This is a genomic window from Acinetobacter sp. AM (genome assembly GCF_003105055.1).
Classification (GTDB): domain Bacteria; phylum Pseudomonadota; class Gammaproteobacteria; order Pseudomonadales; family Moraxellaceae; genus Acinetobacter; species Acinetobacter tibetensis.
Genome location: NZ_QETG01000006.1, coordinates 83,757 through 96,489, shown reverse-complemented (window position 1 = coordinate 96,489; position 12,733 = coordinate 83,757). Strand labels below are relative to the sequence as shown.

12 protein-coding genes and 2 pseudogenes are annotated in these 12,733 nt (G+C 40.7%); 10 read left to right on the top strand and 4 right to left on the bottom strand.

Annotation, left to right across the window (positions count from 1 at the left end):
- Nucleotides 1-3: 3 nt before the first annotated feature.
- The 3 genes from DCO44_RS04925 to DCO44_RS04915 form a co-directional block, all read right to left on the bottom strand.
- Complete coding sequence (locus DCO44_RS04925; protein ID WP_116759629.1) at nt 4-1,272, bottom strand: OprD family outer membrane porin; 1,269 nt, start codon at nt 1,270-1,272, stop codon at nt 4-6.
- A gap of 115 nt (nt 1,273-1,387) precedes the next feature.
- A complete protein-coding gene (locus DCO44_RS04920) occupies nt 1,388-2,740 on the bottom strand; it encodes a spinster family MFS transporter (RefSeq protein WP_116759627.1) in 1,353 nt (450 codons plus the stop codon).
- A gap of 394 nt (nt 2,741-3,134) precedes the next feature.
- Entirely contained in the window at nt 3,135-3,602 is a 468-nt protein-coding gene (locus DCO44_RS04915; RefSeq protein WP_116759625.1) for a MarR family winged helix-turn-helix transcriptional regulator, read from the bottom strand.
- 148 nt (nt 3,603-3,750) lie between these two features.
- Here DCO44_RS04915 and DCO44_RS16990 point away from each other — a divergent pair.
- The 10 genes and pseudogenes from DCO44_RS16990 to DCO44_RS04870 form a co-directional block, all read left to right on the top strand.
- Nucleotides 3,751-4,336: pseudogene (locus tag DCO44_RS16990) on the top strand (amidase family protein); the annotation flags it as partial.
- Between the two features lie 77 nt (nt 4,337-4,413).
- Nucleotides 4,414-4,854 (top strand): annotated as a pseudogene (locus DCO44_RS16985) (amidase family protein); the annotation flags it as partial.
- Between the two features lie 45 nt (nt 4,855-4,899).
- Complete coding sequence (locus DCO44_RS04905; RefSeq protein WP_116759719.1) at nt 4,900-6,048, top strand: acyl-CoA dehydrogenase family protein; 1,149 nt, start codon at nt 4,900-4,902, stop codon at nt 6,046-6,048.
- A 27-nt stretch (nt 6,049-6,075) separates the two neighbouring features.
- Complete coding sequence (locus tag DCO44_RS04900; RefSeq protein WP_016166452.1) at nt 6,076-6,435, top strand: hypothetical protein; 360 nt, start codon at nt 6,076-6,078, stop codon at nt 6,433-6,435.
- A gap of 10 nt (nt 6,436-6,445) precedes the next feature.
- Entirely contained in the window at nt 6,446-6,973 is a 528-nt protein-coding gene (locus DCO44_RS04895; protein WP_116759621.1) for a nuclear transport factor 2 family protein, read from the top strand.
- A gap of 28 nt (nt 6,974-7,001) precedes the next feature.
- Nucleotides 7,002-8,279 (top strand): aromatic ring-hydroxylating oxygenase subunit alpha, encoded by a 1,278-nt coding sequence (locus DCO44_RS04890; protein ID WP_116759619.1) that lies wholly within the window; start codon nt 7,002-7,004, stop codon nt 8,277-8,279.
- A gap of 10 nt (nt 8,280-8,289) precedes the next feature.
- Nucleotides 8,290-8,775: an aromatic-ring-hydroxylating dioxygenase subunit beta gene (locus tag DCO44_RS04885; protein ID WP_116759617.1), complete on the top strand. Its 486-nt coding sequence runs from the start codon at nt 8,290-8,292 to the stop codon at nt 8,773-8,775.
- Nucleotides 8,776-8,785: 10 nt separating this feature from the next.
- Nucleotides 8,786-9,523 (top strand): SDR family NAD(P)-dependent oxidoreductase, encoded by a 738-nt coding sequence (locus DCO44_RS04880; RefSeq protein WP_116759615.1) that lies wholly within the window; start codon nt 8,786-8,788, stop codon nt 9,521-9,523.
- Nucleotides 9,524-9,559: 36 nt separating this feature from the next.
- Nucleotides 9,560-10,513, top strand: coding sequence for a PDR/VanB family oxidoreductase (locus DCO44_RS04875; protein ID WP_116759613.1), 954 nt, complete (start codon nt 9,560-9,562; stop codon nt 10,511-10,513).
- A 37-nt stretch (nt 10,514-10,550) separates the two neighbouring features.
- Nucleotides 10,551-11,504: a p-hydroxyphenylacetate 3-hydroxylase reductase component gene (locus DCO44_RS04870; protein ID WP_116759611.1), complete on the top strand. Its 954-nt coding sequence runs from the start codon at nt 10,551-10,553 to the stop codon at nt 11,502-11,504.
- A 190-nt stretch (nt 11,505-11,694) separates the two neighbouring features.
- Here DCO44_RS04870 and antC read toward each other — a convergent pair whose 3' ends face one another.
- On the bottom strand, nt 11,695-12,732 hold the full coding sequence (antC, locus tag DCO44_RS04865) for an anthranilate 1,2-dioxygenase electron transfer component AntC (protein WP_171304938.1): 1,038 nt from the start codon (nt 12,730-12,732) through the stop codon (nt 11,695-11,697).
- Nucleotide 12,733 lies beyond the last annotated feature (1 nt).

The window sequence follows — 12,733 nt, the reverse complement described above, 5'->3', positions numbered from 1 at the left end:
GCTTTAAAATTTTTTCATATAATTCATGAAAATACGGTCTTCAACAAAGTCATTACCATATTTCACATTATAATCAATGTGAATATATTGAAAGCCGAGCCCTTTGAGATAAGGCTGTTGAAAAGCGTAATTCAGTACATAATTGGCTTCGGTTTCTTGATTATCTTCACCAGTGGATGATTTGAAATCATGACCATAGACCCATTTTACTGCAGTGCTTAGCCCTGGTACAAAGTCCTTAAAATCATAGCTATAAATGAAGTGATATGATTTTTCATCTTGTTTGGCAAAGCCTGTAACGTTCCAGTTAATGAAATAGGTTTCAGGTAAATAACCATCTAATAATGGATAGGCAGAATCGCCAATAATTTGCTGATAGCCTAAGCCAAAAGAATGATTATTCACTTTCAAAGTTTCCAGCAGACCAATGTTTTGCGCATCAATAGTGAACGTATTCTCATGGTCTTTAGAATTAAAATATTTCAGTTTTGAATTAAGCGAAAAATTGGCTTGTTTCCATGTGTGATCTAAACTTGCATAGTGCGTGTTATATAAATTTTCCAGATTGCCAAAATAATATTCACCCTTTAACGTTGGGGTAATTTGATAACGTAGGTCAATATAGTTCAACCCATCTGAATAGTGTGTGACACCTTTAGAGGTGTAGGAAAATTTACGAAACTCTTCCTCATTCCGTGGTGAGACTTTTTCGATGCGACCAATTTCCGTCTGGAATTGATCGGTAATTTGCGAGCGCAGATTGGTTCCCCAATAAGAGGTTAATAACTGACGACTGGTATCCACCGAAGTCACAGGCAGATCCAACCAGAGTTCACCCGTTCTTAATAAGGAATTACCATAACCGAGTTTTAAAGTTGCGCCATATTTTAAAAAATCTGATGCTTGTGATTGCTCAACTTTATCAAAAGGAAGAATGGAATCGGAAACGTGCTTGTCTGAACTTAAACGCACGGCATATTGCACAGAAGCATCAGCACCAATTGTGATAGGTTGATCGGCAATATTTAAGGGTGTATCTAGCATTTTAGATTTATAGAATAAAGAGGCTGCTTGCGACCAACTGCCCGTATCTTTGACACCAGTGTTATCAAAATCACGGTCAATATACGCATTTCTCAGGGTAAATTTCCATTCATCTGCTGATGCTGCTGTAGATTCAGTTGCGTGAATAGCTGTTATTGAAAATCCATTGAATATGATTAATGTGGCTAGGGCGAGTTTTTGTTGTTTGAAATACGGTGAGCGTTGCATATTATTTCCAAGAGGTAAATGCTGATATCGGGCATTAACTTTTTAAATATTCTGAAGTGCCTTCCCAAAACATTACTTTGGGACAGACATCAGAATGCAGAGATTAAAATGGCAATTAATGTAAATTTTCGCGTTGCATACTGTCGTTGAAAAATTTGCAGCCTTTAAGCAAGAGAATGAAAGCAAACACACAGGATGTGCCACCAATAATTGACAATGAAGACCCCACCATGATTGGGTTGCCAAAGTATTTGTCAGTCAAAATTGCAACTAAAGTGGTGCCAATACCTAAACCAATCAGGTTACTGACCAATAAGAAAATGGCAGACAGACGAGCACGAAATTGATTAGGAGCTAACATTTGTAAAGCGGTTGCAGAAATCACCAAAGGGAAGGAGGCAAAGAACATGGCAGGAATAAGTAACGCTACCGAAATGTGTAAATTCTGCACTTGGGTGAAAAGAGAGATCGGGAGAATTAATCCAATAATACCAATCACACCTGTGAGCATCGGTGCATTTTGTCTGCCTTTCTTAATGAACCAGTCATTGAGCCAGCCAGCACAAAAAACACCTAAGGTATTGGCAACTAACATAATGGAACCGAGCATATAGCCAGTTTCAGTCGGTGAAAGCGAAAAGTTGCGAATGTAAAAAGCAGGCGTCCAACTGGTTAGACTATATAAAGCCATAGCATAAAAGGTGAAACCTAAATAATGGCAAGTAATGGTTTTGCCATGTTTACGGATAAATTGTAAACATTGCTTAAATTCACCTTTTTCGACATGGCCATAAGCATTCAAGTGCTGACCTTTACGTTCAGGATCCCGTACGGTCAAAATGAACAGCAGACCAATGAAAATACCGGGTAAACCCACCACCAGAAAGGCAACTTGCCAAGCTTTCATGGCGCCTAATAAGGGAACTTGAATTAAAGTTGCACCTTTAAGCAGTTTAATGACATACCCACCTACGAGAAATGCGATACCACCGCCTAAGAATGCGCCAATAGAGTAAATTCCTACAGCACGTCCTAATTTGTCTTTGCTAAACATGTCACTAAACATGGAGTAAGCTGCTGGAGACAATGCAGCTTCACCAATCCCCACGCCCATACGGCATAAAAATAACTGAAGAAAGTTTTTACTCATGCCACAGGCTGCTGTTGCAAGACTCCAAACAATAATGCCAATAGAGATAAGTTTAGGGCGAGAAAAACGGTCAGCAATATAGGCTAAGGGTAAGCCCATAAAGGCATAAAACAAGGAAAAGGCGAGGCCATGTAATAAACTAAATTGAGTATCGGTTAAATGTAAATCGGCTTTAATTGGCTCAATCATCAGCGCCAAGATTTGTCTGTCAATAAAAGAGAAGATATAGGCCAGCATACAGAGTATGACCACATACCATGAATACAGATGGGTTTTTTTATGCTCCGCTTTTTCTACGTAGACATCTACATGATCCATTGATTTGTCCTTTTGTATTTAGCTTGCTCGGTTTGAAATTTCTGAATAAGGTTGCTTGCGCTAAACGGATGGATTTAGTGCGGATTAGATTCAGAGGCTTAACTTTTGTATTTGATCAATAATATTTTTAGGAAAAATAATTAGAATTCAGTCAGCCGTTCGGCGATTGAGAAGTTGATCATTGCAGGATTATTTTCTTTTTATATGTAAAATTCCATTACTTTTTGAGTATTTAAAAATACCCTATGGGTATTCTATTTACTCGGCTAAGCTAAAAAATAATTTTAGATCAAAGGTTTATTCTTAGAATTTTAGATAGGAGTTTGCAGGAGAGAAGAGTGCAGCAGATGAGTCTTCACTCATCAACTGCTGAATACAATTAAAAAAGCAAGACTTAGCTAGAGGGCATTAATTCAAATAGTTTTTTTAGTTGTTGGTTCAGATGATGAAGTTCATCTTCAGAAAAGGCATTCAGAATGCCTGCTAAAGTAACGGCACTGATTTGGTTAATCTGTTCGACAAGGCTTAAGCCTTTATCTGTTAGCTTTACCATAGAAATACGTTCATCTGTCGCGGAAGAAAAAACTTCAACAATGCCATCTTCCACTAAGCGATACACTGCTTTGGTTGCGGTAGTGAGTTTGAGTGTAGAAAGATTGGCAATGTCAGTAATACTGGCTTCACCTAAAGCATTGGTACTCAGAATAATTTTACGACGCGTATTGTCTATTCCTAATTTTTTTATTGATTTTTCAATTAGTTGTGAATATTTTCCATTGACTTGAGAAATCCAGAAAAAGGGGAAATTTTTAAGACTTTCTGGTTCATTGTTAGGTAAAAATTGTTCTAAATGGTTCAGCATGGCTAAGCAAGGACTTAGTTAAAATTGAGAAATCTATTATAAACAAAATTTTGCAGCTTGCCTTAAATGACTCTTGTAAAAATTACTTGACAATTATATTTAAATTTCTCATATTTATATTAAGTTATAAAAATACATGGAAAAGTGAATGAATATTATTGCACAATCACTTTCGCGAGGACATGGCGAACTTAAAGTCATGATCAAGGATACGATTGATATTCAAGGCTTTAAAACAGTTGCAGGCAGTAAAGCTTACTTAAATACCCAACCTGCGGAACACAATGCAGAAGTGGTCGACAATATTTTGAAAGCCAATTGTCAAATCACAGCCAAAACCAATTTACATGAATTGGCATTTGGCATTACGGGCATTAATCATGCTTTTGGAACACCTTTTAATTCTAAATATCCTGAATTAATTCCAGGCGGATCTTCAAGTGGGTCGGCTGCGGCAGTGGCGGCAAAACTGGCAGATTTCTCTTTAGGAACCGATACAGGTGGTTCTATTCGTATGCCCGCTGCATGCTGTGGAATTTATGGTTTAAAACCGACTTTTGGGCGTGTCAGTCGTCAAGGAGTGCATCCTGCCGCAAGCAGTTTAGATTGTGTCGGGCCTTTTGCAAATTCAGTCGAAATGCTTGAAGTTGCCATGCAGATTATTGAGCCAAGTTTTCAGCCTGCTGCAAAGCTGCAACAGCCACCCAAGTTGGCTTATTTAAATGTAGCTGCGAGTGATGAGGTATGCCGTTGTATTAAGCAATTCTTTGTACAGCATCAGCTTGATTTACCGCGTGAAACCATCGACTCGTTTGATGCCGCTTATGATGCAGGCATGCAGATGATCAATTATGAAAACTGGCAGGCTTATGGTGAATTAACACAGACGGGTCTAATTGGTGCCGATGTAAAGCAACGCTTATTAAAAGCAGCGGATACTAGCCTAGAGCAGGTGAAACAGGCAGAACAGGTCAAATTACAATTTACTCAAGCATTAAATATTCTATTAAATCAATACGATGCTTTGGTTTTGCCAACATTGCCGCAAATTCCACCAAAAGTAAAAGATGCCGAAAATACAGTCGCATTCCTAAATTTAACCCGTTTGGTTCGTCCTTTTAATTTGTCTGGACACCCTGCCATTTCAATTCCATTACAGACAGAAGATGGCTTCCCTGTAGGTTTACAGTTGGTTGCTGGGCATCAGCAAGACGAAAAATTATGCGCGATTGCAAAATATCTTTCGCAATAAAACAAATATATTACAAGGAGTTAGATAATGAATGAATTATCTAAAATGGAGTTTGTAGCACCAGAAAAAGCCGTTGATCTTGATGCTTTATGTCAAGAAATTCGAGCAAGAGCCTGTACGGGCGAGTTCGATAATCAAGCCTTTGTTAGTCAGGACATGATTGAAAAACTCAAGCAATTGGGAGTTTACCGCGCGCTTGTGCCAAAACGCTTTGGTGGTGATGCTGTTTCACCACGTGAGTTTTGTGAACTGATTGAAACTTTGTCTAAGGCGGATGGTTCGGTAGGTTGGGTGGCAAGTTTTGGGATGAGCCCCGCTTATTTAGGCAGTCTGCCAGAAGCAACACTTGAAGAACTCTATAAAGATGGACCCGATGTGGTTTTCGCAGGGGGCATTTTCCCACCTCAGCCTGCGGAAATTACCGATGAAGGCGTTCGAGTTAGTGGACGTTGGAAGTTTTCTAGTGGTTGCATGGGTGCAGACATTATAGGCGTTGGTATTTCACCTTTAAAAAATAATGAAATGCAGGGCCTACCGCGTATGGCAGTGATGCCTGCCTATAAAGCCAAAATTGAAATGACATGGGACACAGTGGGTTTAAAAGGCACAGGCAGTCACGATTTGGTTGTGGAAGATGTACTGGTCGAAAAGCATTGGACATTTGTACGTGGCGAACCTTCCAAACTACCAGAACCCTTTTTTAAATATCCGTCACTCTCGCTAGCGACCCAAGTTTTAACTGTTGTCGGTATTGGTGTGGCGGCAGCCGCTTTAGAAGAATTTCAAATTTTAGCACCGGGCAAAGCATCGATTACAGGTGGTGCAGAAATTGCGAATCGTCCTGTGACGCAATATGAATTTGCCCAAGCAGATGCAGAATTTCAGGCAGCCAAAGCATGGTTCTATCAAACCATGGATAGCGTTTGGCACGAAGTCGTTGCAGGGCGTGTAGCAACCACACAACAGATTAGTGATATGCGTTTGGCCTGTACCCATGCTGCTCGGGTTTGCGCCAAAGTCACGCGAAAAATGCAAATGTTAGCAGGCATGACTGCTATTTATACCCAGAATCCATTTAGCCGTTTTGTAAATGACACCAATGTCGTTACACAGCACGCTTTTATGGGCGATGCCACATTACAAAATGCGGGTTCAATTCGTTTTGGCTTAAAGCCAAGCCCAGGATATTTATAAATTTAAACTTGAGAGAAGGAAATAAAAATGGACGCTAAAAAAACTTTACGTGTGTTGTTCTGCATGGGTATTAATCAGAATTTTTTTGATGCAGAACCTGCTGAAGCAAAAGCGGTTTGGGCGGCATTTGGTGAGATGTGGAACGCAATTCATGACCTGCCGGGCGTACATGTTTTTGGCAATCTCGATGATGACCAAAGTATGGTTGGCCCTAGTACGGGTTGGCCATGGACGACCTATTTATTGGCAGATGTACCTGATATTGAAACTGTACATGCGGCGTGTAATTTGTTCAGAACCACGGTTGTGGGCGAAGGTCCTTACAAACTATGGAAATACTGCAAAGTCGAAGCACGTGTTGGACGTGAATTGATTATTCAACGTTAAGGTACAAGACATGGATGACAAGGTGAATTTGGTAAAAATCCTCTCACGTTTAGAACAGTTGGAAGCACATAACGCCATCCGTAACTGTCTCAATCGTTATATGGAAATTTGTGATGAGCTGAGTCCAAAGACCAATTTAGATGAGCTGATGGAGCTTTTTGATGCGGAGTGCATTTGGGAAGGTATTGGGGAAAAGTACGCCAAATCTTTTGGGCGATATGATTCTTGGCAAGCCATTTACAACATGTTCAAAAGCTATACCCAAACAGAATCTCACTTTGTCATGAATGCTCACTTTGTCAGTTCGGAGCAAATTGAAGTACAGCAACAGTATGCCACGGCGACTTGGCTGATGTTGCAAACCTCCACTTTCCGCGATGGACGCAGTCATTTAAATAGCGCCAAGCTGAAGGTGAAATTTGCCCAACAAACGGACGGCAGTTGGAAGATCAAGCATTTTCAAACCCAGAATATTTTTAGCCGACCAGTGACAAATTGGCAGAGTGACGCTGAATTACCTGTCCCGACCCAGAATTAAATTACCAATTTATCAAAGGATTAATGAAATGAATGGAATTATCTCAACACTGAATATTGGTGTGGATTATGAAACATTGGTGCAAAGTGATCGTGCACATACGTCTTTATACAAAGATGAGCGTATCTTTGATGAAGAAATGGAAAAGATTTTTTATAGCACTTGGGTATGGGTAGCACATGCTAGCGAAATTCCTGAAGGCGGCAGCTATAAAACCATCAATATTGGTAAACAACCCGTCGTCGTCGTTCGTGACCGCAAGAAAAAAGTGCATGTATTGCTGAATCGTTGTCGCCATCGTGCTGCGACAGTCTGTGAACACAAAAAAGGCAAAACCAATAGCTTTGTTTGTCCATACCACGGTTGGAGTTATGCCTTAGATGGCACACTGCGCGGCGTTCCTTCCCCAGAAAGTTATGGTGAATGTTTAGATAAATCTGAATTGCCATTGGTCAGCCTGCGTGTTGAAGAATATAACGGCATGATTTTCGCGTCATTTAATCATGAGGTTGAGCCTTTAGAACAATTTCTTGGACCTGCGAAAAAGTGGATTGATTTGTTCATGAAACAAGGTGCAGGTTATCCAGTGAAAGTTTTAGGCGAGCATCGTTTTACCTTCCCAGGGAACTGGAAAATCCAGCTTGAAAACACCACTGATGCTTATCATTTTCCATTGGTACACAAGTCTTTCTTAAGTTCAGTCGATGAAAAAACGGAAGAATTATTTAACTTTGAAAATCAACCCGGTTTTGTCGAAGACTTAGGCAATGGTCACAGCGTGATGGTAATGATTCCAGAACTGATCGATTTAGACGAAGAATTAATGGAACGTCCAATTCAGGAACGCTTTGAAGATTTAGCGCAAGCATTGCGTGATGAAGGTCATGCAGAACTGGAAGTGCGTCGTATTGTACGTGCTGTGGGCGGTTCTGGTTTTAACTTAAACCTGTTCCCGAACATCGCTTGTTCAATGGCGTTTTTCCGCGTCATGCAACCGATTTCCGTCGATAAAACAGAGATTCATCACTCCGTGATTACCATGGATGGCGGCCCACAAATTGCGAATCAATATCGCCTGCGTTTGCATGAGCATTTCCAAGGCCCATTTGGGTTTGGTACGCCCGATGATGCTGAAGCATGGGAGCGTGTGCAAAAAGGGGCAGCCGCAGGCGAAAACCTCTGGATTATGTTGAACCGTGGTTTAGCGGGCGAAGTACAAACTGAAGATGGTTTGAAAAGTGATGTGAGTGCTGAAACAGGGATGCGCTCTGCCTATCAACAGTGGAAAAAGTTGATGACGGCTTAAGGGGAAGAACATGAAAATTGATTTAAATTTACTCAATGAAGTCACAGCGTTTATTTGGTCAGAAGCCGATATGCTGGATCACTCTGAGCATGATGCTTGGTTAAATCTTTGGAATGAAAAAGGCGTGTATATCATTCCAATTGATCCGACGCTTACCAATTATGAAAACAATCTGAACTATGCCTATGACGATCATCACATGCGTAAATTGCGTGTTCAGCGTTTAGAAAATGGCGAAGCAATTTCAACTTCACCCAAGGCAAATACGGTTCGGAGCATTTCACGTATTCGGATTTTAAAACATGAGGAAGGTGAAATCGTTTTACGTTGTGCGCAAAACTTGCGTGAATTCCGTAAAGAGAACCTCAAACACTACACCGCAGATGTGACTTACCATTTAAACCGTGATACCGACGCAGGTTTAAAAATTAACCGTAAAATCATTAATTTAATTAATTCTACCGATACCTTGGCAGGTATTAGCTACATTCTATAGGAGCATTGGCATGCAACAGGTTGTATTAGTGACAGGTGCTGCTTCAGGTTTGGGCAATGTCATTGCGGAATATTTTGCCAGCCAAGGTCATCGGGTAATTTTATCTGCCAGTACTTTGGAAAAGGCGGAAAAAGCCAAAGCAGAAAGTCAGTTTCCTGAGCAAATGTTTCCAGTGAAACTGGATATTTCAGTTGAAGACGACTTTCATGCCGTGGTGCAGTGGATCGAACAAAAATTTGCAAAGCTTGATGTGTTGATCAATAACGCGACGGTCACTAAGGCAACCCCAGTTTTGGAGATTACGGCTGCTGATTTTGACTGGATTACCCGAGTTAATCAGCGCGGTACATTCCAGTCTTGCCAAATTATTGGTCAGTATATGGCGAAAAAAGGCTATGGGCGCATTATTAATATGGCGTCTTTGGCAGGGCAAAATGGTGGTACGGCAACAGGCGCACATTATGCAGCGAGCAAAGGTGCCATTGTGACCTTAACCAAAATCTTTGCCAAAGAATTTGCAGCTAAAGGTGTGACAGTAAATGCCGTTGCTCCCGGCCCAATGGAATCAGCCATTGTGCATAGCGTGGTGCCAGACGAAAAAATGGAACAGTTTATCCAGAATATTCCAGTCAAAGCTTTGGGCAGTATGTCGTTTATTGCTGAAACCTGTGCGTTGTTGGCCAGTCCCAATGCAGGGTTCGTCACAGGCGCAACTTGGGATATTAATGGTGGTTTATTCATGCGCTAAGCCTTGTGCCAAGCAAGTGAAAAGGAGAAAACAAAAATGACTACACTTTATGATGTTGTCGTAAAAAACCGCCATGTAGAAGGTGGCAATATTGCAGTCATGGAATTTGAGTCTGCTAATGCCGAAGTATTACCTAAAATTGAAGCAGGTGCCCATATTGATGTGCACTTACCGAATGGTATGGTGCGTCAATATTCACTTTGCCAAAATCCAAATGACGAAGGTAAGTTCCGCCTTGGAATTTTACGTGACCCTGAATCACGTGGCGGCTCAGTATCTGCTTTTGATGAAATTAAAGATGGCATGCAAATTCAGGTCAGTGAGCCAAAAAATTTATTTCCACTTTTAAAAGCCAAACACAGTGTATTGATTGGCGGTGGAATTGGCATTACACCGCTTATCACCATGGCATATCAATTAGCGCATGAGGGTGCATCTTTTGAGCTGCATTATTGCGGTGCGAGCGAAGACCGTTGTGCTTTTGTTGATGAAATTAAAAATGGCGAACTGGCACCATTTACAACGTTCCACTTTAAATCTGAAGGAGCGAGCCATCGCCAGTTTTTTGAAGCCGCAATTCAGCATATTGATGTAACAAGCCATATTTATACCTGTGGTCCTGTGGGTTTTATGGACTGGGTGATTAATCTCGCCACGATCCATCATTTCCCACAAGCACAGATACATAAAGAATATTTCCAAGTTGAAACCGATACTTCGGGCGATGCATTTGAAGTGATCGCTGAACGGAGTGGAAAAATTATTTTGGTAGATGCGGGTGAAACCATTTTGCAGGCACTAGCCAAACAAGGCATCAACATTGAAATGTCTTGTGAGCAAGGGGTTTGCGGCACCTGTATGTGTGATGTGATTGAAGGTGAACCCGATCATCGTGATGTTTATTTTACTGATGAAGAAAAAGCCAGTAATGAACAAATTCTGGTCTGCTGCTCTCGTTCCAAATCCTCCCGTTTAGTTTTAGATATTTAAGCCTTTTCCTTGTGATATGGAAATTAAGGAGAAAAAGATGAATGTAATACAAAAAGTACAACCGTTAAGCATAGATCCTTTGCAATTCCGACGCGCATTAGGCAATTTTGCAACAGGTGTAACTATTATCACTGCGCAAAATGAGCAGGGTGAAAAGGTCGGGGTAACTGCCAATAGCTTTAATTCAGTGTCACTCGATCCACCGCTGATTTTATGGAGCATTGATAAAAAATCATCTAGTTTTGCTGTGTTTGAGCAAGCGACACATTTTGCCGTCAATATTTTGTCAGGTTCGCAAATTGAACTGTCCAACAAGTTTTCACGCCGCAATATTGATAAGTTTGAAGGAACCAATTATCAGGAAGGTGAGGGTGCAAGTTTATTATTAGAAAACTGTTCTGCAATATTTGAATGTGAACGTCACCAGATTATTGAAGGGGGGGATCACTGGATTATGATTGGTAAAGTGGTGAAATTTCATGATCAAGGGCGCAGTCCTTTGGTCTATCATCAAGGTGCATATTCATGTGTGATGCCACATCCAAGTTTAAAGCTAAAACACAGTGAACCAACACTTTCTGAAATTCCACAACAAGGGCATTTATATAACAATGTTTGTTATTTAATGAGCCGCGCTTTTAAAGCCTATCAAACGGATTATATTCCGAAGCAATTGGCTTCGGGGTTTCGTACCAGTGAATCTCGATTGCTGTTAGTGCTTGCCAGTGGAACTGCTTCAAGCAAGGAAGATTTACCACGGGATATTGCTATGCCGATGCAAGAAGTAGAACGCGCTGCGGAAATTTTAAAACGTGAAGGGCTACTTTCAGATCACGAGAACTTGTATCAATTGACAGAAAAGGGCAAACAAACAGCACAATATTTGTTTGAAATCGCAGATAGCCATCAAAATGGAGTATTTGAAAAATATCCTCAACAGGAAAAAGACGCGTTTATTAGCATGTTACGTGACTTTGCTGGCGTGGTTTAAGTCGGAATGCACTGATAAATCTTCGGATTTATCAGTTTTATTTGATCTGAGTATTGATGTTTAAGCCCGAATATATGTTTATCAGATATGTATTTATTGATGGAATAAAAAAGAGCCAAGGATAATCTTGGCTCTTTTTGCGTTATTCACTAGAAATTACCATGAAGAATGCGCGATTTCGGTTTTAAAATTAGGTTCGAGCAGTATTACTTTGTAAGAACTTTTCACTATATAGACGATAGTCTTGTAAGGATTGTTCATCGAGCCAACTTTTAACGGCTTCAATCATCGGTGGGGGACCACATAAATACATATCGAATGCTTGTTCAGCCAGTTGTGCTTTGTTCAAATGTTCATGAATATAACCCGCTTTGCCTTGCCACTCATCTGATGCTTTGGTCACAATTGGGTGATAACTAAAGTTTGAAAATTGCTCAGTATAGTGGTGTAAACGCTGTTGCTCGCATAAATCTGACTCTGAATTCACCCCATAATAAAGTTGAATCGGTGGGGTATTGGGTTGTTCAACCAAATTATCGAGCATACCTAAAAATGCGGATAATCCTGTACCCCCTGCAATAAAGACCAGTGGGCGTTCTACTTCACGTAAATAGAAGCTGCCTAAAGGTGCTTCAATCAGTAGCGTCTGACCTATTTGACAACGCTCGCGTAAGTAATTGCTCATTACGCCATCGGGTAATAGGCGAATCAAAAATTGTAATTGGTTTGTGGCATTTGGGCGATTGGCAAAGGAGTAAGAGCGCCAGTCATCGGTATCTGGAATTTGCAAACGTGCATATTGCCCAGCTAAAAATTGTAGTTGAGAGCTAAAGCTACTGGCATCCAAATGCAAAATGGCGGTAGTCTCTGAAACCAATTCAACGGCAGTGACTGTTGTTGCGATTTTTAAAGTTTCACCCGCATTACAGATGCTTGAATTATGATCAAAATAAAACGCGGCATCAGACTTTACCCGAGTTTGGCAAGCCAACATTTTTCGTTCTGCCAAGTCACGTTCACTTAAGGCATCTTCATCGACATAATCTTGCGCATAGATACCCGTTTCACATTTTCCTTGGCAGGTTCCACACACGCCTTCACGGCAATCGAGTGGTAAATTAATCCCTTGTCGAACTGCTGCATCAAGCAGCAATTCGTCTTGGTTCACAGAGATGAAAAAGGTTTTACCATCGGCAAAATTTAAAGCAACTGAATGTCCCATTTCTATG